26 protein-coding genes, 2 tRNA genes and 1 pseudogene are annotated in these 24108 nt (G+C 51.4%); 19 read left to right on the forward strand and 10 right to left on the reverse strand.

Features of this window, described 5'->3' with window-relative positions:
- Nucleotides 1–88: 88 nt before the first annotated feature.
- Nucleotides 89–595: a hypothetical protein gene (locus ABXT50_RS01540; protein ID WP_415274424.1), complete on the forward strand. Its 507-nt coding sequence runs from the start codon at nt 89–91 to the stop codon at nt 593–595.
- Nucleotides 596–616: 21 nt separating this feature from the next.
- A complete protein-coding gene (locus ABXT50_RS01545) occupies nt 617–1228 on the forward strand; it encodes a LysE family translocator (RefSeq protein WP_415274425.1) in 612 nt (203 codons plus the stop codon).
- Here ABXT50_RS01545 and bcp read toward each other — a convergent pair.
- On the reverse strand, nt 1225–1686 hold the full coding sequence (gene bcp, locus ABXT50_RS01550) for a thioredoxin-dependent thiol peroxidase (RefSeq protein ID WP_415274426.1): 462 nt from the start codon (nt 1684–1686) through the stop codon (nt 1225–1227). The genes ABXT50_RS01545 and bcp overlap by 4 nt on opposite strands.
- Nucleotides 1687–1759: 73 nt before the next feature.
- Here bcp and ABXT50_RS01555 point away from each other — a divergent pair, with 73 nt between their 5' ends.
- From ABXT50_RS01555 to ABXT50_RS01565, 3 genes are read left to right on the forward strand one after another with little or no spacing between them, the layout of a single operon-like run.
- Entirely contained in the window at nt 1760–2359 is a 600-nt protein-coding gene (locus tag ABXT50_RS01555) for a LysE/ArgO family amino acid transporter (protein WP_415274427.1), read from the forward strand.
- Nucleotides 2360–2405: 46 nt separating this feature from the next.
- Nucleotides 2406–3548 carry a MalY/PatB family protein gene (locus ABXT50_RS01560; protein WP_415274428.1) on the forward strand — a complete coding sequence of 381 codons (1143 nt, stop codon included), beginning with the start codon at nt 2406–2408 and terminating at the stop codon, nt 3546–3548.
- A gap of 10 nt (nt 3549–3558) precedes the next feature.
- The gene (locus tag ABXT50_RS01565) at nt 3559–4032 is read left to right on the forward strand and encodes a SprT-like domain-containing protein (RefSeq protein ID WP_415274429.1); all 474 of its coding nucleotides are present in this window, start codon (nt 3559–3561) and stop codon (nt 4030–4032) included.
- On the opposite strand, the gene ABXT50_RS01570 is transcribed toward ABXT50_RS01565, so the two are convergent.
- Genes ABXT50_RS01570 through ABXT50_RS01590 form a run of 5 tightly spaced genes read right to left on the reverse strand, consistent with a single transcriptional unit; the run spans nt 4029 to nt 7957 of the window.
- A complete protein-coding gene (locus ABXT50_RS01570; protein WP_415274430.1) occupies nt 4029–4886 on the reverse strand; it encodes a prenyltransferase in 858 nt (285 codons plus the stop codon). The genes ABXT50_RS01565 and ABXT50_RS01570 overlap by 4 nt on opposite strands.
- The gene (locus ABXT50_RS01575; protein WP_415274431.1) at nt 4883–5170 is read right to left on the reverse strand and encodes a lycopene cyclase domain-containing protein; all 288 of its coding nucleotides are present in this window, start codon (nt 5168–5170) and stop codon (nt 4883–4885) included. Before ABXT50_RS01575 ends, ABXT50_RS01570 begins: the two co-directional genes overlap by 4 nt.
- A complete protein-coding gene (locus ABXT50_RS01580; RefSeq protein WP_415274432.1) occupies nt 5167–5493 on the reverse strand; it encodes a lycopene cyclase domain-containing protein in 327 nt (108 codons plus the stop codon). The genes ABXT50_RS01575 and ABXT50_RS01580 overlap by 4 nt, the downstream gene beginning before the upstream one ends.
- Nucleotides 5490–7067, reverse strand: coding sequence for a phytoene desaturase family protein (crtI, locus tag ABXT50_RS01585; RefSeq protein WP_415274433.1), 1578 nt, complete (start codon nt 7065–7067; stop codon nt 5490–5492). Before crtI ends, ABXT50_RS01580 begins: the two co-directional genes overlap by 4 nt.
- Entirely contained in the window at nt 7064–7957 is an 894-nt protein-coding gene (locus ABXT50_RS01590; protein ID WP_415274434.1) for a phytoene/squalene synthase family protein, read from the reverse strand. Before ABXT50_RS01590 ends, crtI begins: the two co-directional genes overlap by 4 nt.
- 39 nt (nt 7958–7996) lie before the next feature.
- Here ABXT50_RS01590 and ilvD point away from each other — a divergent pair, with 39 nt between their 5' ends.
- From ilvD to serA, 5 genes and pseudogenes are all read left to right on the forward strand, one after another.
- Nucleotides 7997–9688: a dihydroxy-acid dehydratase gene (gene ilvD, locus ABXT50_RS01595; protein WP_415274435.1), complete on the forward strand. Its 1692-nt coding sequence runs from the start codon at nt 7997–7999 to the stop codon at nt 9686–9688.
- Between the two features lie 22 nt (nt 9689–9710).
- Nucleotides 9711–11464 (forward strand): annotated as a pseudogene (locus tag ABXT50_RS01600) (acetolactate synthase large subunit).
- Complete coding sequence (gene ilvN, locus ABXT50_RS01605) at nt 11464–11973, forward strand: acetolactate synthase small subunit (RefSeq protein WP_415274436.1); 510 nt, start codon at nt 11464–11466, stop codon at nt 11971–11973. Before ABXT50_RS01600 ends, ilvN begins: the two are co-directional and overlap by 1 nt.
- A gap of 35 nt (nt 11974–12008) precedes the next feature.
- Nucleotides 12009–13034, forward strand: a complete 1026-nt coding sequence (ilvC, locus tag ABXT50_RS01610; RefSeq protein WP_415274437.1) for a ketol-acid reductoisomerase — start codon at nt 12009–12011, stop codon at nt 13032–13034.
- 232 nt (nt 13035–13266) lie between these two features.
- Nucleotides 13267–14862, forward strand: coding sequence for a phosphoglycerate dehydrogenase (gene serA / locus ABXT50_RS01615; RefSeq protein ID WP_415274438.1), 1596 nt, complete (start codon nt 13267–13269; stop codon nt 14860–14862).
- Nucleotides 14863–14943: 81 nt separating this feature from the next.
- Here the strand turns inward: serA and ABXT50_RS01620 are convergent, their stop codons facing one another.
- Together ABXT50_RS01620 and ABXT50_RS01625 are read right to left on the reverse strand one after the other, a co-directional pair.
- Nucleotides 14944–15261 (reverse strand): rhodanese-like domain-containing protein, encoded by a 318-nt coding sequence (locus ABXT50_RS01620; protein WP_415274439.1) that lies wholly within the window; start codon nt 15259–15261, stop codon nt 14944–14946.
- 29 nt (nt 15262–15290) lie between these two features.
- On the reverse strand, nt 15291–15467 hold the full coding sequence (locus tag ABXT50_RS01625; RefSeq protein ID WP_415274440.1) for a metal-sensing transcriptional repressor: 177 nt from the start codon (nt 15465–15467) through the stop codon (nt 15291–15293).
- Between the two features lie 152 nt (nt 15468–15619).
- Between ABXT50_RS01625 and ABXT50_RS01630 the strand changes: the two genes are divergently transcribed.
- The 7 genes from ABXT50_RS01630 (at nt 15620) to ABXT50_RS01660 (ending at nt 21096) form a co-directional block, all read left to right on the forward strand.
- On the forward strand, nt 15620–15988 hold the full coding sequence (locus tag ABXT50_RS01630) for a rhodanese-like domain-containing protein (RefSeq protein WP_415274441.1): 369 nt from the start codon (nt 15620–15622) through the stop codon (nt 15986–15988).
- Nucleotides 15989–16183: 195 nt separating this feature from the next.
- Complete coding sequence (locus ABXT50_RS01635) at nt 16184–17212, forward strand: 3-isopropylmalate dehydrogenase (RefSeq protein ID WP_415274442.1); 1029 nt, start codon at nt 16184–16186, stop codon at nt 17210–17212.
- A gap of 12 nt (nt 17213–17224) precedes the next feature.
- Nucleotides 17225–18310, forward strand: coding sequence for a branched-chain amino acid aminotransferase (locus ABXT50_RS01640; RefSeq protein ID WP_415274443.1), 1086 nt, complete (start codon nt 17225–17227; stop codon nt 18308–18310).
- 4 nt (nt 18311–18314) lie between these two features.
- On the forward strand, nt 18315–19067 hold the full coding sequence (locus ABXT50_RS01645) for a fumarylacetoacetate hydrolase family protein (RefSeq protein WP_415274444.1): 753 nt from the start codon (nt 18315–18317) through the stop codon (nt 19065–19067).
- Nucleotides 19068–19082: 15 nt separating this feature from the next.
- The gene (gene gltX / locus ABXT50_RS01650) at nt 19083–20588 is read left to right on the forward strand and encodes a glutamate--tRNA ligase (protein WP_415274445.1); all 1506 of its coding nucleotides are present in this window, start codon (nt 19083–19085) and stop codon (nt 20586–20588) included.
- Nucleotides 20589–20618: 30 nt separating this feature from the next.
- Nucleotides 20619–20693 (forward strand) — tRNA-Gln (locus ABXT50_RS01655).
- A 19-nt stretch (nt 20694–20712) separates the two neighbouring features.
- Nucleotides 20713–21096 (forward strand): hypothetical protein, encoded by a 384-nt coding sequence (locus ABXT50_RS01660; protein WP_415274446.1) that lies wholly within the window; start codon nt 20713–20715, stop codon nt 21094–21096.
- A 14-nt stretch (nt 21097–21110) separates the two neighbouring features.
- Here ABXT50_RS01660 and ABXT50_RS01665 read toward each other — a convergent pair whose 3' ends face one another.
- Nucleotides 21111–21746: an MBL fold metallo-hydrolase gene (locus tag ABXT50_RS01665; RefSeq protein ID WP_415274447.1), complete on the reverse strand. Its 636-nt coding sequence runs from the start codon at nt 21744–21746 to the stop codon at nt 21111–21113.
- Between the two features lie 54 nt (nt 21747–21800).
- Between ABXT50_RS01665 and ABXT50_RS01670 the strand changes: the two genes are divergently transcribed.
- Nucleotides 21801–22694 carry a diacylglycerol/lipid kinase family protein gene (locus tag ABXT50_RS01670; RefSeq protein WP_415274448.1) on the forward strand — a complete coding sequence of 298 codons (894 nt, stop codon included), beginning with the start codon at nt 21801–21803 and terminating at the stop codon, nt 22692–22694.
- Between the two features lie 45 nt (nt 22695–22739).
- Nucleotides 22740–22812 (forward strand) — tRNA-Glu (locus ABXT50_RS01675).
- A 48-nt stretch (nt 22813–22860) separates the two neighbouring features.
- On the opposite strand, the gene ABXT50_RS01680 is transcribed toward ABXT50_RS01675, so the two are convergent.
- Nucleotides 22861–24099 (reverse strand): MFS transporter, encoded by a 1239-nt coding sequence (locus tag ABXT50_RS01680; protein WP_415274449.1) that lies wholly within the window; start codon nt 24097–24099, stop codon nt 22861–22863.
- Between the last annotated feature and the right edge of the window lie 9 nt (nt 24100–24108).

The following is a 24108-nucleotide window of genomic DNA, read 5'->3' on the forward strand; positions in this document are numbered from 1 at the left end:
GTGTTATTGCTATGACTTGCCGGCAAAGACGCTTGGCAGTTCAAATCCAGTTATCAAGTCGTAATTTCGAGCGTCTATAGGGAGCCAAATGATAATCAAAGAGTTCGTTACAAAGCTAGAGGGCCAGTTCGACAAATACATGATCCGGTTCTCTACCAAGATTGGTGTTCCGTTTCTTCGGTATGCCATTGGAATAATATTTATTTGGTTTGGTGCACTAAAGATGATCGGTGAATTGTCACCGGCTTATGACTTGGTTGCGGCAACCATTTACTGGCTGACGCCGGAAATCATTGTTCCGCTTCTTGGGCTATGGGAAGTTGCTATCGGAGTTGCTTTCTTGATTCCTGCGCTAACGCGAGCCGGAATAGTGCTTCTTGCGTTTCAGATGCCCGGAACTTTCTTGCCACTGGTGCTTCTCCCCGAGGTTTGCTTCACGTTCATTCCTTTTGGTCTAACCCTCGAGGGTCAGTACATTGTGAAGAACCTAGTAATTATTGGTTCGGCTTTTGTGATTGTGGCGGGTCTGTCCACCAAGAAACCCGACAAGCTTGCTGCTGTCGTCGCCAAGAAGAAAGAATCAGTTAATAGCTAGTTTTTCTGACACTATTTAGACATGACGTGGCAAACCTGGTCTTTGTACGCTCTTGCGGCAATTGGGCTATCGCTTACTCCTGGGCCAAACGGACTTTTGGCCCTTACCCACGGCGCCTTGCACGGAACCAAAAAGACTCTTGCGACTATAGTCGGAGGCTCTCTCGGGTTCGGTCTAATCATTGGGCTTTCAATGTTTGGCATCGGGGCATTGCTGGCGACCTGGGCAGGGCTTTTAGTAATAATGAAGTGGCTTGGCGGAGCGTACTTGGTTTGGCTAGGTATTCAGCTGATTAGGTCGGAGCCAATTGATATTTCAAGGTCCAAAAACGCTGGCAATGGCAGGTTTAGAACGCTGTTTAGACAAGGGTTCATTTCAGCAGTCAGTAACCCAAAGGGAATCCTGTTTTTCGTTGCATTTCTGCCGCAGTTTGTGAACCCGCAAGAATCGCTATTCACACAGTTTTTACTGATGGCCATTACTTTTATGGTGATCGAATTCGTTTATGAATTCACCGTGGCCTCATTGGCAGATCGAATAAAGCCTCTTTTGGTGCGAGCGGGCAAGAATTTCAACCGAGTCTTCGGCGGCGTTTTTATTGCAATCGGGGTTTTGCTTCCGCTTCGTGGCTAGAGGCCGAATTGCTCTTTCAGAAATGTAACATGGCCCGTTGTTTTGACCTTATAGAAGGCGTGACTAATTTTGCCATCCGGGTCCACCACAAAAGTTGAGCGAATCGTTCCCATGTATTCTTTGCCATGCATTTTCTTCGCTCCATAGGCGCCATAGGCCTTGTGAACGAAGCTGTCCTCGTCGGAAAGAAGATCGAAGTTCAAATCTTGCTTTTCTTGAAATGTTTTGAGCTTGCTCTGCTTGTCAGGTGAGACGCCAAGGACTACGTAGCCGGTTGCATTGAGCGAATTTATGTTGTCTCTGAAATCACAGGCTTGAATCGTGCAGCCCTGTGTCGAGGCTGCCGGATAGAAATAGACAATTACGTTTTTGCCCAAGTGATCAGACAAAGAGACGCCTTGACCATCTTGGTTGACAAGCGTAAATTCAGGTGCTGCGGTTCCGATTTCTAGCGTCATGTAATTTTTCAATAGGCTTTGACAAAGATTTATTTCCAATTTTGTGTCAGGTCGAATTCTTAGTTAGGGTCTCGTGCTAGCAATCACTACTGGCTTTGCCAGCGGCTTGGCATTGATTATCGCCATCGGAGCGCAGAACGCTTTCGTGCTAAGACAGGGACTCAAGCGCCAAAACATTTTGGCTGTTGTCCTTGTCTGCGCGGTTGCCGATGCGATTCTGATCGGTGCTGGCATCTTGGGCCTCGGCGCAGTCATCGAAACTGTTCCGTGGGTCTTAGTGGCTCTGCGATTTGGTGGCGCCGCATATCTGATCTGGTTTGGCATTGGTTCCATTCGAAGGGCCACTCGACCCAGCATCTTGGAAGCAAGCGGGCAAGCAAAATCGAACCCGTCAAAGGCAATCGGGACTGCGCTAGCTCTTACCTTTTTGAATCCTCATGTTTACATAGACACCGTTATTTTGCTCGGATCGATCGGCAATCAGTTTGTAAATGACAGGTGGTGGTTTTGGTTGGGGGCGAGCATTGGAAGCTTTGTGTGGTTCTTTGGCCTGGGCTACTTCGCGAGGCTCTTGGCGCCTTTTACATCATCCCTGAAGTTCTGGCGCATTCTCGATTCGCTAATTGCTGTCGTGATGTTTTTCATAGCGGGGTACTTGCTGTTTGGCTTCTAGGTTTTTCTGTCAGCCAGTAAGTCAACACCTAGGGCATAATCGAAGCATGCAAGATCCAAATAGCTTTAGCAATTTCGCCAATCGATCAAGCTCTAAATGGCGAAGGTTTCCGGAAGAAGTCCTGCCGATGCACGTGGCAGAGATGGACTTTGATGTTGCAAAGCCGATTCGAGATCGCATTAGTCAAATGGTTGCCAATTCTGACCTTGGCTATCAGGGCCTGTTTCCTGAGATCGGTCCAGCATTCCAGGAGTTCGCGCTAAACCGATGGGGCTGGAAGATTGAGCCCGGTGGTATAAAGCTGGCCAATGATGTTGCCTCCGCCGCGGTTGAAATTCTTAGGGCGGTTACCATTCCGGGCGAAAAGGTTCTTATAAATTCTCCCGTGTATGCGTCATTCTACGGGTGGCTCAAAGAAGCGCAATGTGAACCGGCGGACGCCCCTCTCTACCTGGACGGCGACACTTGGAAATTGGACCTGGTCGCTATTCGAGAGCAGTTTGAAAGCGGAGTGAAGGTTTATCTACTCTGCTCACCACAAAACCCAGTGGGCCGTATTCACTCGGCTCAAGAGCTGACTGAGATTGCTCTGATGGCTAAGGAGTTTGGCGCACTGGTGATTTCTGATGAAATTCATGCACCGCTTAGCTGGGGCCCATTCACTCCCTATTTGTCTCTTGGCCAGCACGCTATTGAAACAGGAGTGACCATCACCTCAAGTTCGAAGGGCTGGAATACGGCAGGACTAAAAGCGGGTTTTCTAATAACCCAGTCCGATCAGGTAAGAAAAAAGCTTTCAAGGCTGCCAGATTCAATGCAGTGGCGCTCTTCGATTCTCGGCGCGCATGCGATGGTTGCTGCCTACGAATCCGGGACTCCCTGGCTCGATGAAACGGTGAATATTCTGCAGGACAATCTAGAGCACTTGCGCCACGAGGTTGCCACCAGGCTTCCAAAGGCAAAGATGTTCCAGATGGAGGCCACTTATTTGGCGTGGATCGACCTTGAGGCTTATCGAATTTCTGATTTGGCAAAAACTATTTTGAGCGAGGCGAAGGTGTCCGTAAACGCAGGTCCCGATCACAGCCCACAGGATGACTTTAAGGGCTTTATCCGGTTCAATTTTGCAAGTTCCAAACCAAGGATTACCGAGGCTGTCAGGCGCATCAGCGAACTTTGTGAGGGCTAAACCTAAAAGCATGGCCTCCCTAGAAAAAAGTGATTCCTCAATAACCGATGCTCAGGTTGAACAGATGGCACTTGAGTTGTTCCAAGCCCACGGGGTTATCAATTACTCTTTTGGTTTCGATCGGGCAATCAGAAGAGCCGGTCAGTGTGACTACTCAAAAAAGCGAATCACTTTGAGCAAGCATTTTGTTGCGACTGCAAATTTGGACCAAATTCATCAGGTGCTGCTTCACGAGGTTGCGCATGCTTTGGTCGGAAGATCTGTTGGTCACGGAAGCCATTGGAAACAGCAAGCGTCCTTACTTGGCTATCGTCATGAAAAGCTCGACGGCGCTGTAATCGCCGCATCCAGTGCTAAGTATTTGGGGGAGTGCTCGGCGGGTCATAAGCACTTTCGAATGCGAAGGCCTAGTTCTGTTCTTAGCTGCAAACTGTGCGCGCCGAGGTTTTCAAGATCGCATGTTATTAGCTGGAAAGCTATTTAGCCGGGGCCAATCAAGAGCGACGAGATAATCGCGCCGGCGAAAAAGTTCAGCCATATAAATCTTTTCCAACCTCTGTTGGCCGTTTCACAGGTTTCATCTGTGATTCCAAACTCCCTTGCGGTGACAAATAAATAGGGGAGGGCGGCTAAGGCCGCAAACTGAAATCTACCCGGAAGGCCCAGCAGCATCAGAGCGGCCAGTAAATAAGCGCCAAAAGCCAACTTCACCGTCAGGCGGGCTCCGAAAAAAGTGGCGATTGACGCGATGTTCGCGTCCTTATCTGCCCTGATGTCCTGCACTGCGCCAAAAGCGTGGGAGGCCATGCCCCAGAGGACGAATGCAATTGATGCCATCATCACAACCTCGCTCGTGAGGCTTGTCCCGGCAAGCGCAAGTCCAAAGAGCATCGGCCCAATAAAGTGCAGGGCAGAGGTGAAAGAGTCCAGAACCGGAATCTCCTTGAAGCGCAAGTACTTAGCCGAGTAGGCCACCACCGAGAAAATAACTAAAAGCAGTAAGGCCCCAGAAAAAAGACTGCCGACTACAAGAAGATAAATCACAAATGGTGTCGCAAGTCCGGTTGAGATCCAGAGGGTTGCTGCGTGGTATTTGGGCTCCAGAAGAGCGCCTTCTAGCCCACCTTTTCTAGGGTTCGTGAGATCAGACTCATAGTCGAAAACATCGTTGACCCCATACATCAGAAGGTTGTATGGGATGAGGAAGAAAAAAGCGCCAACAATCAAGGTTATGTCGATGTTTCCGGTGCCAAGAAAATACGCAACTGCGAACGGGAATGCAGTGTTTATCCAGGAAATCGGCCTCGAAGAAACCACCAGCCTGGATACTAGTTTCACAATTTAGTCCTGAAAAAATTGAACAGCGATGGCACTAGAACGATCGCAAGCACTGTGTATGCGAAGTCTTCGATGGGAGCAACGCCTATCTTGATGCCGGATATCTTTTCCGAGTCATAGGCGACGATACCTGTTCCTATTATCACATTGTCAAAAATAGCAGTCAGAGTCAGCATTACGGCAGCAGTTCCCACTAAAGGTTTTGTAACCCACCAGTGGCGCATCAAGAACGCGTAGATCGCCACAAGTGCCATGACGGTTGCGCTCAGCAAAAGGTAGGTCATTTTTTCAGCCGCCTTGCAAAGCCTAAGTAGACAAGCAGTGAGTTGTAGCTCAGCACTATTAGGAAGAAGAGCTCCTCAAGCGGCAGTTCTGGCGCAAGCAGTAATCCAGAAAGATGAGGGGCGTCACCGCGAAAAAATATCCCAAGGCCTATCCCGACTAGATCCCAAACCAAGAACAGAGCAACTGCAATTGTGATTGAGAGAGCCGCAGCCTTAGGGGATGTAGCGAATGCCAACTTGTGACGTCGGTCAAGAAGGTAAAGTCCGACTGTCGATAAAACAAGTGCTGCCAGGTAAGCAAAGGGCGTTAGGGCATCAATCAACTAATGCCTTTCCACCTTTGAACCTCGGTTAGTTCTTTTTGAATTGGCCCAGAACTGCGGTCGTTTGTCAGGTGCTTATAAACCAACTCAGCACCAATTAGGCACATCGGTAGGCCGATGCCTGGAATGGTGTTGTGACCGGTGTAGAACAGGTTCTTCAACTTCTTGGAGAAGTTTTTTGGCCTAAAGAATGCGCTCTGGGTCAAAGTATGAGCCATACCAAGTGCGGTACCGCTCCAGGCGTTTAGTTCCGACTCGAAGTTACCCGGCCCCATGGTGCGCCTAACCACGATGCGCTCGTGAAGGTCTGGGATATCACACCACTCTGCTATCTGATCGATTATCTTGTCGGCAGCAGCCTCAAAGTCCTCATCACCACTTCGCTCAATGCCACCTCGGCCAATAACGGGGTCTGGGGCAATCGGGACTAGCACGAAAAGGTTCTCGTGCCCATCGGGGGCAACAGATGCATCTGACTTGGAGGGGTTACAGATGTAAAGCGATGCCGGTGACGGCACGTGGCTCTTTCCATCAGCCTTTCTAAACACTTGGGAGAAATTAGTGCTCCAGTCCTTGGTGTACAAAAGCGTGTGGTGGTCAAGTTGGTCTATTTTGCCTTTAACCCCCAAGTAGATGAGCATCGCCGAAGGCCCGGGAATTTTCTTGTCCCAGAATTTTTGCGGGTAGGTCTGGTGCTTTTTCTCGAGCAATTTAGTCTCGACATGATGCAGGTCGGCGCTCGCGACAACGACATCTGCTAAGTACTCCGAGGAACCGACTTGAAGACCAACTGCCTTATTGCCGTCGGTCAGGATCTTTGTTACAGGCGAGCTGGTGTGAATCTCGACGCCGTATTGCTTAGCGAGCCTGGCAATCGCCTCAATGACGCTGTGGAGGCCACCCTGCGGGTAAAACACGCCCTGGTTCATGTCGACGTGTGTCATTAGGTGATACATGCTCGGGGTGTCATAGGGGGAAGCACCTAAAAAGACGGCTGGAAAGTTCAGCATTTTCTTGAGGCGATCGTCTTTTACGTATTCCCCGGAAAATGAATAGAGAGGCTTTAGTAGTAGCTTCATGAATCGGCCAAGTTTCGCAATTACCTCTGGCTGCACGAAGCTTCTGGCGTCTTGGAAGTTTGTATACAAAAAGTGCTTAATCGACAGGTCGTAGGCATCCTCTGCGCTGTCTAAATATCTCTGTAGACCTTCGCCTGCCCCAGCTTCAATCGATTCAAAGAGCTCTTTTATGCCTTCGACGTTATCCGGCATCAAAAGTGCATCGCCGAGACCCTCGTTTCGAGTTTGGTAAGCCGGGTTCAGTCTCACTAGGTCTAGTTGTTCCTTGGCCGAGGTGCCCATTAGCTTGAAGAACTGCTCAAAGGCATCCGGCATCAAGTACCAGCTTGGCCCCATGTCAAAGCGGAAGCCGTCTTTCTCCCAGACATCGGCTCGACCGCCAAGGGTGGCGTTCGCTTCGAAAAGCTGAACTTTCATCCCTGCCTTAGCTAGAAGTGCTGCGCTTGCAAGACCGGCGATTCCTCCACCAACGACAACGGCTGTTTTATTACTCAAGGCTTTACTCCTAATAGGGCTTTGGCAAGCACGAATAGCTTCCGTAAGTTGTTAACAGAGATACGGGCCTGAATTAGTTCCTCGGCGGGGGTTTTAGATATTTTATTGTTGAGCTCCTGAAACAAAAATTGAGCTGCTGTTACCGCTTTTCTTGCCGATGATTCCAATAGGGGCAGCGACAAGGCTGAAATTTGCAAGTCATTTTCTATATCTCGGACCAGCCTGTCTTTGGTCTCCTCATCGAAGGTCTTTATGGCGACATCCGGAAAGTAGCTGCGTCCAAGCTTGTCAAAGTCTGATGCAAGATCTCTAAGGAAGTTCACTTTCTGAAAGGCCGCTCCGAGAGCACGAGCTCCTTTGACCAAGAGTAGTTTTTGCTCCTCGGTGTAATCCCTGCCATGGACAAATGCCGCCAAACACATCAAGCCGACAACCTCGGCGCTGCCATAGACATAAACCCGGAAAGACTTTTGATCGTGAATCGTTTCGGTCAAGTCTTGCCTCATCGAGAAAAAGAAAGGTTCAATGATGTCTTTTTTGATTCCAACTTTTCTGGCTGTGAGGGCAAACGCATGTATAACTAGGTTCGTGCTGAAGCCGCGTGTCAATGCTAGATATGTTTCGTTTTCAAATTCAGTTAGCAGCACGCCGGGGTCAAAACCATCTGATTCCGCGGAAGCCTGAGCAGCACAGCCATCAACAATTTCATCGGCCACCCGCACCAGCGCGTAAATGTTCTCGACGTGGTCACGTAAGTCTTTATTTAGGACCCTGGTAGCCATGCCGAAAGAGGTCGAGTAGGAGTAGATAACTTCTTTGCTGGCGCGGTGGGCGGCTCGATTATAAAGCGCCAGACCGGTCGGGATCTTTGTTGTGTCTAGATTTTCCACACGACCAGAGTATCGCGATATAAAACGTAAGATTAACTCATGACCAATCACATGAAGCCCAGAAGCCATGATGTAACCGATGGAATTGAGCGCGCACCTGCCCGTGGAATGCTCCGAGCCGTCGGTATGGGTGACGACGACTGGGTTAAGCCACAAATCGGCGTTGCCTCTTCTTGGAACGAAGTGACTCCTTGCAACTTGTCTCTAGATCGTCTTGCGGATGCCGTCAAAGTTGGCGTCCGCCAGGCAAACGGATGGCCTATGGAGTTTGGAACGATTTCAGTTTCGGACGGAATCTCAATGGGTCACGAGGGCATGCACTTTTCACTCGTGTCCCGAGAGGTAATTGCGGACTCTGTCGAGACCGTAATGCAGGCTGAACGGATGGACGGCTCAGTGCTGCTTGCCGGCTGTGACAAGTCGCTGCCCGGAATGCTAATGGCAGCAGCAAGACTGGATCTTGCATCTGTATTTTTGTACGCCGGCACAATCGCTCCAGGTTGGGTAAAGCTAACCGACGGCACCGAAAAGCAGGTGACAATCATCGACGCTTTCGAAGCCGTTGGTGCGTGCAAGGCCGGCAAGATGAGCGAAGAGGACCTCGGTCGGATCGAACGCGCAATCTGCCCGGGAGAAGGCGCTTGTGGCGGTATGTATACAGCTAACACAATGGCCTCCATCGGTGAAGCGCTCGGCATGAGCCTTCCTGGATCGGCTGCTCCACCATCTGCGGATCGCAGACGAGACATTTGGGCTCACCGTTCCGGCGAGGCGGTAGTGAACTTGATAGATAAGGGAATCACAGCTCGTCAGATTATGACCAAACCTGCTTTTGAGAATGCGATTGCGGTTTTGATGGCGTTCGGTGGCTCGACAAATGCTGTCCTCCACTTACTAGCGATAGCTCGCGAGGCAGAAGTTGACCTTCAACTTGCAGACTTCAATCGCATTGCTGACAAGGTTCCTCACTTGGGCGACCTTAAGCCGTTCGGACAATACGTGATGAACGATGTTGATCGCGTCGGCGGCGTTCCGGTACTTATGAGAGCACTTCTCGATGCTGGACTTATGCACGGGGATGTCATGACCGTGACCGGTAAGACGATGGCCGAAAACTTAGCGGAGATTTCTCCACCGGACCCAGATGGAAAAATCATTCGCGCCATGAATAACCCGATGAGTAAGCGCGGTGGGATTAATGTGCTGCACGGTTCGTTGGCACCAGATGGTGCGGTCGTAAAGACCGCAGGTTTTGAGTTGGCTACTTTTGAGGGCCCGGCACGCGTTTTTGATCGCGAAGGAACTGCCATAGAGGCTCTGAATAATGGCGAGATCAAGTCTGGCGATGCGGTGGTGATTCGCTACGAAGGACCTAAAGGCGGCCCAGGCATGCGTGAGATGCTTGCCTTCACTGCCGCCATCAAGGGTGCGGGATTGGGTAAAGATGTTCTACTATTGACGGACGGCAGATTCTCAGGCGGCACAACCGGACTGTGTATCGGCCATATTTCTCCAGAGACCACCGATGGTGGACCAATTGCTCTGGTGCGCGATGGAGACTTGATTCGAGTTGATATCGCTGCTCGTTCGCTTGATTTACTCGTCAGCGAAGAAGAGCTGGCTGAACGTCGTAAAGACTGGCAGCCATTGCCACCGCGCTACACCCGCGGTGTGCTAGCTAAATTTTCTAAGCTTGTGCACTCGGCTTCCGAGGGCGCATACTGCGGCTAATAATCGAGTTGAAAAGGACATCATGGCAACCGAGACCCTAACCGGGGCGCAAGCACTAATCCGTTCGCTCGAGCTGCTCGGGGTTGACACGGTCTTTGGCTTGCCTGGTGGAGCAATCTTGCCCACTTACGACCCGCTCATGGACTCCAAAAAACTACGCCACATTTTGGTTAGGCACGAGCAAGGTGCTGGTCACGCAGCCGAAGGGTACGCGGCGGCTAGTGGAAGACTTGGCGTGTGTATTGCGACAAGTGGTCCAGGTGCTACAAACCTGGTGACTGCGATTGCCGATGCTCACATGGACTCAGTGCCAATGCTCGCGATCACCGGTCAGGTGAACTCATTCTCAATTGGAACCGATGCCTTTCAAGAGGCGGACATTGTTGGAATAACAATGCCGATTACGAAGCACAGCTTCTTGGTGACTCGAGCTGAGGACATCCCTGGTGTTGTTGCGGCGGCATACGAAATAGCTACTACCGGCAGGCCAGGCCCAGTTCTTATTGACTTCGCTAAGGACGCTCAGAACGGAAAGTTCGAGTTCTCTTGGCCACCGAAGATTGACCTGCCTGGTTTCAGGCCTGTTACCGACCCTCACGGTAAGCAGGTGCAAGCAGCGGCTGAACTTATTCTGAAGTCCCATAAGCCAATTCTTTATGTTGGCGGCGGAGTTATCCGGGCCGACGCGAGTAAGGAACTTCTTGCCTTGGCTGAATTACTTCATGCTCCAGTTACCACGACCTTGATGGCCAGAGGTGCTTTCCCTGACTCGCATCCGCAGCAACTAGGTATGCCGGGTATGCACGGAACGGTGCCGGCGGTAACCGCCTTGCAAAAATCAGATCTCTTGATTACCCTCGGCGCCCGCTTTGATGATCGAGTAACCGGTGACATTAAGAGCTTTGCTAAGGGTGCGAAAGTAATCCACGTCGATATTGATCCAGCAGAAATTGGAAAGATTCGTCACGCAGATGTGCCGATAGTTGGTGACGCCAAGGTTGTGATCTTGATGTTGATTGCCGAGTTGAAGGCGCAGATGAAGGAATCTAAGCCGGACTACGAGGACTGGTGGATTTTCTAAAGGGCCTCAAGGAGCGCTACCCGCTTGGCTACAGCGAACCCGATGACGGGAAGCTCTCTCCTCAGTACGTCATTCAGCGCATCGGTGAGCTATCTGGCCCAGAGGCAATATTCGCCTCTGGAGTGGGCCAACATCAGATGTGGTCGGCGCAGTTCATCAAGTATGAGCGACCTAATTCTTGGCTAAATTCTGGCGGACTGGGAACCATGGGCTACGCGGTTCCGGCCGCAATGGGCGCCAAGGTGGCGCAGCCAGATCGCCTAGTTTGGGCGATTGACGGTGACGGCTGCTTCCAAATGACAAATCAGGAGTTGGCAACCTGCACCATCAACAACATTCCGATAAAAGTAGCGATCATCAACAACTCGTCGCTTGGGATGGTTAGACAGTGGCAGACACTGTTTTATAACTCTCGCTACTCCAATAGCGACTTGAATACCGGAACCGACACAATAATGGTGCCGGATTTCGTGAAGCTTGGGGAGGCCTATGGTTGCCTGGCAATTAGGGTCGAGAAAGTCGAGGATGTTGACGCGGCGATCAAGCTTGCGATGGAAACGAATGATCGACCCGTTGTAATCGACTTCATAGTCGGCAGAGACGCTATGGTTTGGCCAATGGTTCCATCAGGAATTTCGAATGACGCGGTTCAATATGCCCGAGATGCGGCACCGATTTGGGATGGTGATGAATAATGTCGACTCAGCATTTGCTTTCTCTGCTGGTTGAAAATAAGCCAGGAATCCTTACGCGAGTCGCCGCGCTTTTTGCTAGGCGCGGTTACAACATCGAGTCACTTGCCGTGGGAACCACTGAAATTGAGGGCGTTTCCAGAATTACCGTCGTGGTCAGCTTGGATGGTCAGCCGCTTGAGCAGGTAACAAAGCAACTAAACAAGCTAATAAACGTTCTAAAAATTGTTGAACTCGAAGAAGAAACTTCGGTTGCCAGAGACCACATGTTGGTCAAGGTTAGAACCGACTCTTCGACTAGGTCGCAGGTTTTAGAGGCAGTAACTTTGTTTAGGGCTCGAGTCATTGATGTCGTGAGTGATGCGGTCGTAATCGAAGTCACCGGAAACACCGCCAAGTGCCAGGCCTTTTTGAAGGTCTTAGAGCCATTTGGCATAAAGGAATTGGTTCAGTCTGGCGCGATTGCTGTATCGCGAGGATCTAAGTCAATGAGCGAAAAAGTGATTCGCTAGAGTTTACTACATAACAATCAAGGAGAGCAAATAAATTGGCAGAGATTTTCTATGACAAAGACGCAGACATCAGCATTATTCAGGGCCGCAAGGTAGCTGTTCTGGGCTTCGGCTCTCAAGGCCACGCCCACGCGCTGAACCTGAAGGACTCCGGCGTTGACGTCGTAGTTGGACTTTTGGAGGGCTCCAAGTCGATCTCCAAGGCTACCGACCAGGGCCTAACGGTTCTCACGCCGGGCGAAGCGGTCAAGTGGGCAAACGTCATCGTTGTGCTCGCTCCGGACCCAAAGCAGCGCGATCTTTTCAAGACTGACATTGAGCCGAACCTAGAAGCAGGAGATGCTTTGGTGTTTGGTCATGGCTTCGCAATTCGCTACGGTCAGATCCAGCCACCAGCAGACATCGACGTATTTCTTGTTGCACCAAAGGGCCCAGGCCACTTGGTACGTCGCGAGTATGTTGCCGGAAAGGGTGTTCCAAACCTGATCGCAGTTGAGCAGGATGCGACCGGAAATGCAATGGCTCTTGGTCTTTCCTATTCTGCTGCCATCGGCGGTACTCGTGCCGGCACTATCAAGACCACCTTTACCGAAGAGACCGAAACCGATCTATTTGGCGAGCAAGCAGTTCTTTGCGGTGGCGCATCGCAGCTTGTGATGTACGGCTTCGAGACTTTGGTTGAGGCCGGATATCAGCCTGAGATTGCTTACTTCGAAGTTCTTCACGAGCTGAAGCTAATTGTTGACCTCATGTACGAGGGCGGCATTGCTAAGCAGCGTTGGAGCGTTTCTGACACCGCCGAATACGGCGACTACGTTTCTGGCCCAAGGGTTATAGACCCATCGGTCAAGGACAACATGAAGGCAGTGCTGACCGACATTCAAAACGGAGCATTTGCCAAGCGCTACATTGACGACCAAGATGCTGGCGCACCAGAGTTCGCAGAACTTCGCGCCAAAGGCGAGGCTCACCCAATCGAGGCTACTGGCCGCGAACTACGCAAGCTATTCAGCTGGATTAAGAACGACGACGATTACCAAGACGGTAACGTCGCACGTTAGATCTATTGCCAAACCCCCTCGAGTAATTCGAGGGGGTTTTTGCATGTACTAGCTTCCTCGTAAAAAAATCGGACCGCAATTAGAGCGCCAAGAAAAAGGACTAAATTACCTGCTCAAGAGCTATGTTTGCGTGCTGCGATTCGCCAACGTGAGAGGGTTAGAGCCAATAAAGATTACTTGTTAGACTTGTAAAAAAATCCCGTCGCTGTCGACCCAACCGTTAGGTCAGCCATTGCCAAAGCCAATTGTTCTCATCGCTGAAGAGCTTTCCCCCGCCACCCTTGAAGCGTTGGGCCCGGATTTTGAAGTTCGTAATGTCGATGGTGCTGATCGCTCCGCGCTATTACCGGCCCTTGCAGAAGCCAACGCAGTGCTGATTCGATCGGCGACAAAAATGGATGCGGAGGCCATGGCGGCGGCTCCCAAGTTGAAGGTAATTGCGCGTGCCGGAGTCGGTCTTGACAACGTAGATATAAAAGCGGCGACAAAGGCTGGAGTCATGGTTGTAAATGCTCCGACCTCAAACATTATTTCTGCGGCCGAGCTTGCCATTGGCCAAATCCTGGCTCTTTCTAGGCACATCCCGGACGGAAATGCTTCATTGAAGCAAGGACTCTGGAAGCGGAGCCAGTACACCGGCGTCGAGCTTTATGAGAAGACCATCGGCATTATCGGTCTCGGTCGAATCGGGACCTTGGTTGCGCAGCGACTATCGGGTTTTGGCGTGACTTTGATTGGTTATGACCCTTACGTGACCCAGGGACGAGCCGAGCAAATCGGTGTTGAGCTGTGCGACATCGAAACCCTGATGAAGCGTGCCGACTACATAACTATTCATATTCCAAAAACCGCCGAAACGACCGGCATGATTTCCACGAATGAGTTTGCAATGGCTAAGCCAACCTTGCGTATTGTGAATTGCTCGCGCGGCGGCATAATCGATGAGACGGCCTTGTACGAGGCGCTCAAGTCCAATCGAATTGCTGGAGCCGGACTCGACGTGTTCGTCAATGAGCCCCCTATTGGTTCTCCACTTCTAACTCTCGACAACATTCTTGTCACACCGCACCTCGGGGCATCCACCGACGAAGCTCAGGAAAAAGCGGGCATCTCCGTTGCGCGCTCGGTGCGGCTTGCTCTTGCTGGTGATCTCGTTCCGGACGCAGTAAATGTGGCAGGTGGAGAGATTGATGCCTCTGTGAAGCCTGGCATTGGGCTTGCCGAGAAGCTTGGGATGATTATTGCGGGTCTTGCACACACCTCCATAGTTTCCGTAGAGTTCGAGGCCAGAGGCGAGATAGCAGCGCACGATGTGACTGTTTTGAAGCTAGCTGCCCTAAAGGGCCTGTTCCAGACCATGGTCACCGAGCAGGTCTCTTACGTCAACGCACCGCTGATGGCTGATCAGCGCGGAGTGGAGGTTCGACTTACTCAGGACTCAGTTTCGGATGAATACCGAAACGTAACGACCATGAAGGCAGTTCTCTCAGATGGAACTACGGTTTCGGCCGGTGGAACTGTGATTGGGCCAAAGCACCAGCAAAAGCTCGTTTCAATAAATGGCTACGATGTGGAACTCGCGATGGCGGATAACTTCGTGGTTATGGTCTACCAAGACCGACCCGGAATAGTTGCCGTATATGGAAAAGCGTTTGCCGAAGCCGGCATAAACATTGCGGCCATGACGATTGCGCGCCAGCAGGAGGGCGGCAAGGCGCTATCGGTCGTAACCGTTGACTCTCCGGTCAATGCAGAAATTCTAGAAAAGCTCCGAATCGAAATCGATGCCGACTTGATGCAGTCGATAGCCATGACAGAGGCCTACTAGGCCCTTCTGGTCAGAGTCAAGTTCCTCAAGCTCCGACTACTGGAGCGCCTCGCGGTTCTTGACGAAAATCGAAGCGTCCTATTAGGTGCTTGGCTCCGTGGAGACGTGCTTCCCGGCTTCAACCCAGCTACCGGTGCCTCCGGCTACTGAAACTGCACTAAATTTTTGGGACTCGAGGTAATTGGCGGCGGTCATTGATCGACCTCCGGCCTGGCAAATGACCCAGACTTGGGCGTCCTTAGGTAATTCAGCCAATTGATCCGGCACTTCACCGAGGGGTATGTGGTGGGCAGTCGGCACGTGGCCATTTTCAAACTCCCAACCTTCTCTCACATCAAGAACGAATGCTCCGTCTTTGATAGCTTGCTCTAGTTCGTTGATGGATACTTCGTTTGCCATTATTTGTCCCTTTCCTAAAATTTCCGTCACTAGCTCAGCGACAGAAATGCTTTCTCTAATTTTGCGCGATCGATTTTGCCGGAGTCGTCTTGAGCGCAGTTTGCGAAACCTGAAGCGATGAGTGTAAAAGCCGCCCTCGAGATAGCCGCCTGAGCCGCCGCCAGCTGAGTCAGCACATCGGTGCACTCGCGTCCTTCTTCGACCATGCGTATTATGCCTCCGAGTTGCCCATGTGCTCTAGAAAGCCTATTTTTTACCGCATTGAGGTCCTCTTTTGGAATCTCCAAATGCTGCTCCTGTCCACTTGACTGCGCTTAGCCTAACACATACCCTAGGGGGTATCTTGAAAGGACCTAAATTGAAGCTTCTGAAACTCTTAGTAGCGGGTTTGGTCGCAGCGTTTGCCCTCACCGCCCTTACAGCTTGCTCGGCCGAAAAACTTGATGCGTCGAGTTACGCCCAGATCATTGATGTCAGGACTTTAGATGAGTGGAACTCCGGCCACCTCGAGGGCGCCATTCGCATGGGCATTGCGGATGTAGATTTTGCCGATCAACTCTCGATGCTCGATCCCTCAAGGGACTACTACGTCTATTGCAGAAGTGGCAATCGCGCTGGACAAGCCATCGACCTCATGAGGGATGCGGGGTTCACCGGCCAACTCATAAACGGCGGTTCGGTATCTAACGCTTCCAAGCAGCTTGACTTGGAAGTGACGACTAATTGATCAGTTCGGGCTGGTGATGGTGGGCTTCCCGATTGCAGCCGACCGAGTGGGCGGACAAACACGGCTTCGGTGAAAAGGTGCGGGAGAGAATGCCCAGAGTAAAAATCGATGCCTGAGACTGGCAAGCAACGCTATTCGTGCAACTCTTCGGCTAAAAGCTAATAAGGTTGTTCTAACCAACTCGTGAGGCAGCAATTGAACAAGATAAACCTTGCCGTTATTGCCGGCGATGGCATTGGACCCGAGGTCACCAGCGTCGCTCTGAGCGCGCTCAAGAAGGCACTTGGATCAGTTGAGCTACAAGTCACCGATTATGACCTTGGATCAGATAAATATCTTGAGACAGGCGAAGCGCTAACGGATAAAGATCTGAAAGATTTGAGCGGCCACGACGCTATCTTGCTTGGAGCAATCGGAGACCCGCGCGTGCCATCTGGCGTTTTGGAGCGAGGGCTCTTGCTGAAGCTTCGTTTCAGCTTTGACCATCACATAAATTTGCGTCCCTCGAAGTTGTTTCCTGGGGTGATATCTCCATTGACGAAAGCCAAAGATTTGGATTTCGTTGTTGTGCGGGAGGGCACCGAAGGCCCATACGTTGGAAACGGCGGGACTGTCCGCGAAGGCACCGAGCACGAAGTCGCCAATGAGGTTTCAGTAAATACCGCCTTTGGCATTCGAAGAGCTGTGCAGTATGCCTTTGAACTTGCTTCTAATCGCGAGGCCAAGAAATTGACACTCGTTCACAAGACGAATGTGTTGGTTCACTCGGGCAAGATTTGGTTGCGGATGGTCGAAGAAGTGTCGGCTAAGTATCCAGCAGTGACTCATGACTACATGCACATTGACGCTGCGACTATTTACATGGTTACCGACCCGAAGCGCTTTGATGTGATTGTCACAGACAACCTGTTTGGCGACATCATCACTGATCTTGCGGCGGCAATTTGCGGAGGTATCGGACTGGCCGCGTCGGCCAATTTGAATCCGACGGGTTTATTTCCGTCCATGTTCGAACCGGTTCATGGTTCGGCACCAGACATCGCTGGAAAAAATCTGGCGGATCCCACTGCGGCCATCCTCTCCGCGGCGTTATTGGCTCATAATCTCGGTTACAACGAGGCAGCCGAAAAAATAGAACAAGCCGTAGGTGCTGATTTACTGGAACGCGGTGTCGAACCGCGCTCCACTGATCAGGTAGCCAAAGCAATAATCGCCCGAATTTAGAAAAGGCCAGTCATGGATTTCAAAGTAACCAAGAACCAAAGCCCAACGCCTGATTCCGAGCGCGAGGCAATCATTGCCAATCCGACATTCGGAACGCACTTCTCAGACCACCAGGTGGTTATCGTCTGGGAGAAGACCGAGGGATGGCATTCCCCAGAGGTTTTGCCGTACGGGCCAATTTTGATGGATCCATCTTCCGCGGTGCTGCACTATGGACAAGAAGTCTTTGAGGGCATCAAGGCATATCGGCATCAGGACGGGTCCATCTGGACTTTCCGCCCGGATAAAAATGCACTTCGCTTGCAGCGTTCGGCAAAGCGCATGGCCTTGCCGGAACTTCCAGCCGAGCTTTTTGTAGAGTCGCTAAGGCAGCTGATTGCAGTTGATGGGGCTTGGGTTCCGGAACCAACCGGTGAAAAAACTCTGTACCTGCGTCCGTTTGAAATTGCTGCCGAAAACTTCCTTGGAGTCAGAGCGGCCGAGCGAGTTGAATATCGCGTTATCGCTAGTCCGGTTGGTCCCTACTTCCCCGGCGGAGTGAAGCCGGTGTCAATCTGGATTGCACTTGATAGTGCAAGGGCTGGAAAACATGGAACCGGTGAGGCAAAGACTGGCGGAAACTACGCAGCCGGTGTCTTGGCTCAGCAGGAGGGTTACGCCCAGGGCTGCTCACAAGTTATGTATTTGGATGCAGAAACCTCTAGCTATGTTGAAGAACTTGGCGGAATGAACCTGTTTTTTGTCTACAAAGACGGCTCAGTGGTCACGCCGTCCTTGGATGGAACAATTCTCCACGGGATCACCAGGGACTCGATCGTCATTCTCTTGAAAGACTCGGGACACGCGGTTCAAGAGCGCAAGATCACCCTTGAGGAAGTCCGCCAAAGCATACAGTCCGGGGACATTACCGAGGTATTTGCCTGTGGCACTGCGGCGGTGGTTACTCCGGTTGGCTTATTCAAGTCACGAGAGGAAGAAATTTCTATCGGCAACAACGAGCCCGGCGCCTTGACCGTCGCGATGCGCGAAGAGTTGACCGGGATTCAGTACGGAACCGTAAAAGATCGTCACAACTGGATGCATAAGCTGGCAGACTAAGCAGGTGCAAATTGTTAGAGCGTTACACAACGGTGAGACCCGCCACGGAATGATATCCGAGGGCCAGGTTCTTTTTTATCTTGGCGACCCAATTTCGGGAGCAGAACTTGGAAAAGAGTCGGCTCCGCTATCGTCGGTGAAGCTACTTGCCCCGGTTGCACCTGGCAAAATCGTTTGCATCGGGATGAATTATCGAGCGCACGCCGCAGAGATCTCGATCGATGTTCCGGATGAGCCCCTTATCTTTTTTAAGCCAATCAGCGCAGTCATCGGGCCCGAGGATTCAATCGTGTTGCCAAGACAGTCTGATCAGGTTGAGCTTGAGGTTGAGCTGGCAATTGTTATCGGCAAGCAGGCAAAGGAAGTAAGTTACGACGAGGCGAAAAATTACATCTTTGGCTTTACCGTCGGGAACGATGTCACCGCAAGAGACTTGCAATTCTCCGACACTCAATGGGCAAGGAGCAAGGGTTTTGATACGTTTTGTCCTCTGGGTCCTTGGATTGAGACTGAGCTGGACACTACTTCGTTGAAGCTGGAATCTCGAATCAATGGGCGCTCCAGGCAGCGCTCCAAGAGCTCCGACATGATCACCGATGTCTATGAAATTGTTTCCTATGTCAGCCGAAACCTGACTTTATTTCCGGGGGATGTAATTCTTACCGGTTCGCCTGCCGGGCTTGCCCGAATTGAAGCTGGTGACCAAGTCGAATGCGAAATCACTGGCATCGGTGCCCTGCACAACCCAGTCTCTTAGAGGTAGTTCAAAAAAATGACACTTATAACTGGTCCTACCACCACGGCCACGGGTTCAGAGATTCGAGTTCGGTTTTGTCCGAGCCCCACTGGAACTCCGCACGTGGGACTGATTCGAACAGCATTATTTAATTGGGCTTATGCCAGAAGAACGGGTGGAAAATTCATTTTCCGCATCGAGGACACTGATGCTTCTCGAGATTCCGAGGAAAGCTATGGCCAGCTGGTTGAGGGATTGCGGTGGCTTGGTATCGACTGGGACGAAGGAATTGACACCGGAGGACCAAACGAGCCTTATCGACAGTCCGAACGCGGAGAGATTTATCAAGAGGTAATCGAGAAACTGAAGTCTTCCGGTCACCTTTACGAGAGCTTCTTGACCGGGGAAGAAATTGAGCAGCGAAACATCGCCAATTCCAGAGCGGTTCAGCTTGGCTATGACAACTCGGAGCGAGACTTATCAGAGGAAGATCGCCAGGCTTATCTAAGTGAAGGTCGTAAGCCAGCGCTTCGGTTGAGGGTGCCGGACCAAGACATAACTTTCGTGGACCTGGTTCGCGGTGAGATTACTTTTCCTGCGGGGTCTTTCCCTGATTTTGTTTTGGTTCGCCCAGGTGGCGCCCCGCTTTACACGCTAGTAAACCCGGTTGACGATGCCTTGATGGGTATCACCCACGTTCTTCGTGGTGAGGATCTTCTGTCCTCAACTCCCAGGCAGATAGCCCTGTATAACGCACTCGTCGAGGCTGGCGTCGCAACTTTCATCCCGCGCTTTGGTCATTTACCTTTTGTTATGGGGGAGGGCAACAAGAAGCTCTCCAAGAGAAACCCGGAGAGCAACCTGTTTTTGCATCGCGATCGTGGGTTCATACCGGAGGGGCTGCTGAACTACCTGGCCCTGCTCGGCTGGTCAATATCTGCGGATCGCGACATCTTTAGCCTTGACGAGCTTTGCGAAAACTTCGAGATTGAAAATGTAAACCCGAATCCTGCCAGGTTTGATCAAAAAAAAGCTGATGCCATTAATGCCGCCCACATCAGGCTTTTGACCGATGAAGATTTTATGGGCCGTGTCTTGCCGTATTTGCAGTCAGCCGGCGTCATTCAAGGAGAGCCAACTTCCAAGCAGCTTGAGATCTTGAGCGCTGCTGCTCCACTGACCAAAGAGCGAGTAATTGTGCTGGGCGACGTGCCGGCGATGATTGAATTTCTGTTTATTGATGTCGCCGATTTGAAAATTGATGAAGATGCTTTGAAGCAGCTGCCTGAAAATGCAGTCGAAATAGTAGCGGCGGCAACAGCGTCGCTCGAGCGCCTGGAAGATTTCACTACTGACGCTATCCATCAGGCATTGAGTGATGCTCTGGTTGATGGTCTGGGTGAGAAGCCACGAAATGCTTTTGGGCCCGTTAGGACGGCAATCAGCGGCAGGCGCGTAACCCCGCCACTTTTTGAATGCATGGAGATTCTCGGGAAAGAGCAAAGTCTTGCTCGACTAGAGGCATTTGCCCAATCCCGCTAGGATAGGGCTTCGGGCCTTGGGTCCGACCCTTGGGGTATGGTGTAATTGGCAACACGGATGATTCTGGTTCATTTGTTCTTGGTTCGAGTCCAGGTACCCCAGCCAGTAACTACTGGAGGAAAAGATGCTTGATACGGTTTCCTCCAGTTTTTTGGTTTTTGCCTATCTAGCGGCAGCTTTATTCCATCTAGCAATCGCCCTTGGGGCACCATTGGCTGCCTATGTCCACGGCGAAAATTCAAATGGCCAATTGCGTTTGTCACGTCGAACTTTGAGCTTCGGGTTTTTCTTGACCTTTATCGCAATCGTCGGCCACTACTTGGCACAGTTGGGATTGTTCACTCCCATCTTGGAGGCCGCCGGCAATGCAGTGGTGAATTGGGTTCTGGTCGGCATTGCCACCGTGCAAGCGTTCATAGCAAATACTGCTAAAAACCTAAAGCAAAAGAAACTGTGGTCTGGCCCGACGGTCGCTATGCTGCTCGCGGCAGTAATCGTGGCTGTTTAGCTTCAGGCCTAAACCTAGATCTCCAAGCTCTGACTCGGCGTGAGAAAAACAAAGGTCCCACCATTTTCTTTTGTGACTTCGCTGATCCTCCGATTGTAAAGCTCGTGGCCGTTGTTGCTTAGTAGCGCATTGTGGGTAGGAAAAAGCGTTTCCGGCTTTACTGCTGTAATAAAGTCCATAACGTCAGAAATTCTTATCCATGGGGCGCTTGTCGGACAGGCTAAAACTTTGACTTTATTTTCCGGAATTGTATAGCTGTCTCCCGGGTAGTAGAGGGTTCTGTTGACCATGACGCCGGTGTTTTGAATCAAGGGAATGCTACGGTGAATCTGCTCGTGCAAGTCGCCGGAAAAATCGAGTTCAAAGCCCGACACCTCGAAGTGATCGCCGTGGTAAACAACCTGCACGGGAAGCTTGCCCAGTTTTTGAGCGACCTCAGCGGGGCCAAAAATTTGGGCGTCTGGGTTTTCGAGCAAGATTTTTTGAATGTGTGGCAAGTAGCTATGGTCTTCGTGAATATGGGTGAGACAAATTGCGACGACACTCTTGAAATCTGGAATCTCGCTTGAATAATTACCCGGGTCAATAACGACGATTTTCGAATCGATTTCTATCGACAAAAGTGCATGGTCAAACTTGGTTATTTTCATCTCGACTCCTCGGCTTCAGTCTATGTTTATCTAATTGAAAGTTAGGAAGTGTCGATGAAGCCACTCGGAATTATTGTGAACCCCAAGGCAAATCGCGGAAAAGCAGCGATTATCGGCGAGCAGGTATTTGAGGCATTCGCAAAAGCGGGCATCGCCGTAATCAATCTGTCTGCCGCAACGGCTCTAGAGGCGAAGAAAAAAGCTGAGGAATTGATTCGGCTTCAAGAAATATCGGCATTAGTTGCAGTCGGCGGGGACGGAACAACTCAGCTCTGCGCTGGAATAGCGGTTCCGAATCAAATACCACTGGGCATAGTCCCGGCGGGGTCCGGGAACGATCAAGCTCGTGAACTGAACATTAACCTGACTAACATTCCGGCAGCGGTCAAGAACATCCTGGATTCGCTTGACTCCCCAAAAAGAGTCGACGCGATGAAGGTCAGCGTTTCCGGGAAGGAAATTTGGTCGATCGGCTCAATTTCAGCTGGCTTTGATGCCTTATGCGCCACACGGGCGAATTCGCTCCGCTGGCCCAAGGGGTCCAATAGCTACATCGCCGCATTGTTGCTTGAACTTCCGTCTTTCAAGGCCATTGAATACCACCTAGATGTTGACGGCGAGAAGCGCGTGATTGAGGCGATGTTGTGCGGGGTGGCGAATGTGAAAAACTTTGGCGGCGGCATGATGATCTCACCAAACTCCGACATCACCGATGGTCAGCTGGAAGTTTTTATTCTGCACAAGGTTTCAAGAGCAAGACTGCTTCGTATTTTCCCCACGGTATACAAGGGCAAACACCTGAGGTTTCCAGAGGTTGAAATCTTCAAGGCCAAGTCAATAAAAATTAGCAATGATAACTACCCGGTGACCTGTGACGGAGAGCTTGTTGGCAAGGCCCCATTCTCCACGGAGGTCCATCCAGGAGCTCTTCGGCTGCTCTGCAGATAGATTGCCAATAGGGGGTATTTATGGCAGACTTCTCAAGTTGCGAACGGCTCCATCGTTTAGCGGCCCAGGACGCTGCCCTCTCACGGCAGTAGCGCGGGTTCGAATCCCGCTGGAGTCACAAATTCTCGCTTCCAATGATTAATAATCTTGGGAGCGAGTTTTTTTGTCAGCGCCATCTTTTCGAGTAGCTGGTTGCCAGAGCGATAAACACTGCGGGCACGAGCGCAGCCGCATTTAGCCCCCCGAAGGTAAACACAGTCAAGATGATGCCCGATATTGCGCCACCAAAGGCCCCCGAGAGATTCATCAGCGAGTCGCTAAACCCCTGGACCTTGCTGCGCTGGCCGGTGGCAAGAGTTTCACTTAGCAACGCGCTAGCTGCAATCGTGGAAGCCGACCAGCCAACACCTAGCAAGAAGAGCCCCAAAACTACGGCGTAAAACTCTGACTGCCAAAATCCCGAAACGGCCAGTGAGGTCAAGGAAATAAACTGCCCGGTCATCACAATTCTGATCGCGCCGAATTTGTCAGTTAGCCAGCCGAAAACTGGCGCTAAAGAATACATGCCGGCGACGTGCAGCGATATCGTGAAGCCCACGTCCGCTAGCGAGCGGCCCTCGGCGTTTAGGTGGGCAGGGGTCATCGACATCACTGAAACCATAATCATGTGGCTGAGTGCAATTGTCAGCACAGCATATCCGGCAAGCGGGAACTCTCGAACAACTTCCAAGGCGTCTTTGAGGCTCGCGTTTTTTTGCTTCGGGTCTAAGCCAGCGATGTCGCGAGCAACAATCAGAGGGTCCGGATGGAGCCCGAACCAGAAAACCAGAGTTGAGCTCAATTGAGCGGCGATGGTAAACAAGAAGGGGCCTGCCAAATGCGGCATTCCGAGCCAAAGGCCAAGTGTTTCACCAGGTGCGATCAGGTTAGGCCCAATCACCGCGCCAAGGGTAGTGGCCCAGACCACCAGTGATAAGTCCCTTCCCTTTGGCTTGCCGGTTGGGATGTCTGCCGCCGCGAAGCGGGCCTGCAGCGAAACTGCTGAACCAGCACCTAAAAACAACAGTGCAACAATTTCGACTGGAAAAGATTGTGTGTAGGTGGCCAAAATCATCATCGCGGCGCCCAAGATGGCCAAAAACGCGCCGAAGGCCAAGGAGACCCGGCGACCCCGCTTAAAAGCAAGGTTTGCAAGAGGGATTGCTATCGCTGCGGAACCCAGAGTGCTCAGGGTTGCAGCCGCGCCAGACCATGCGGTGGTTCCAGACAGTTCCACTGCTAGAAGAGCGCCAACTGACAGCGTTGCTCCCAGACCGAAGCCACCCAGAGCTTGACCAAGGGAAAGAACCTTCACGGTTCTTTTCTGGAGGGCGATAATTTGCTGTCCGGTAAAGTCCTGCACCATCAAAGATTA

Source organism: Aquiluna sp. Uisw_065, from assembly GCF_047731275.1.
Classification (GTDB): Bacteria; Actinomycetota; Actinomycetes; order Actinomycetales; family Microbacteriaceae; genus Aquiluna.

Bases quoted from the DNA above. Each gene is read 5' to 3' on its own strand.
- ABXT50_RS01540 (WP_415274424.1), top strand. From the start codon at position 89: ATGATAATCAAAGAGTTCGTTACAAAGCTAGAGGGCCAGTTCGACAAA.
- ABXT50_RS01545 (WP_415274425.1), top strand. From the start codon at position 617: ATGACGTGGCAAACCTGGTCTTTGTACGCTCTTGCGGCAATTGGGCTA.
- bcp (WP_415274426.1), bottom strand. From the start codon at position 1,686: ATGACGCTAGAAATCGGAACCGCAGCACCTGAATTTACGCTTGTCAAC.
- ABXT50_RS01560 (WP_415274428.1), top strand. From the start codon at position 2,406: ATGCAAGATCCAAATAGCTTTAGCAATTTCGCCAATCGATCAAGCTCT.
- ABXT50_RS01565 (WP_415274429.1), top strand. From the start codon at position 3,559: ATGGCCTCCCTAGAAAAAAGTGATTCCTCAATAACCGATGCTCAGGTT.
- ABXT50_RS01575 (WP_415274431.1), bottom strand. From the start codon at position 5,170: ATGACCTACCTTTTGCTGAGCGCAACCGTCATGGCACTTGTGGCGATC.
- ilvD (WP_415274435.1), top strand. From the start codon at position 7,997: ATGACCAATCACATGAAGCCCAGAAGCCATGATGTAACCGATGGAATT.
- ilvN (WP_415274436.1), top strand. From the start codon at position 11,464: ATGTCGACTCAGCATTTGCTTTCTCTGCTGGTTGAAAATAAGCCAGGA.
- ABXT50_RS01620 (WP_415274439.1), bottom strand. From the start codon at position 15,261: ATGGCAAACGAAGTATCCATCAACGAACTAGAGCAAGCTATCAAAGAC.
- ABXT50_RS01625 (WP_415274440.1), bottom strand. From the start codon at position 15,467: ATGGTCGAAGAAGGACGCGAGTGCACCGATGTGCTGACTCAGCTGGCG.
- ABXT50_RS01640 (WP_415274443.1), top strand. From the start codon at position 17,225: ATGGATTTCAAAGTAACCAAGAACCAAAGCCCAACGCCTGATTCCGAG.
- gltX (WP_415274445.1), top strand. From the start codon at position 19,083: ATGACACTTATAACTGGTCCTACCACCACGGCCACGGGTTCAGAGATT.
- ABXT50_RS01660 (WP_415274446.1), top strand. From the start codon at position 20,713: ATGCTTGATACGGTTTCCTCCAGTTTTTTGGTTTTTGCCTATCTAGCG.
- ABXT50_RS01665 (WP_415274447.1), bottom strand. From the start codon at position 21,746: ATGAAAATAACCAAGTTTGACCATGCACTTTTGTCGATAGAAATCGAT.
- ABXT50_RS01670 (WP_415274448.1), top strand. From the start codon at position 21,801: ATGAAGCCACTCGGAATTATTGTGAACCCCAAGGCAAATCGCGGAAAA.
- ABXT50_RS01680 (WP_415274449.1), bottom strand. From the start codon at position 24,099: ATGGTGCAGGACTTTACCGGACAGCAAATTATCGCCCTCCAGAAAAGA.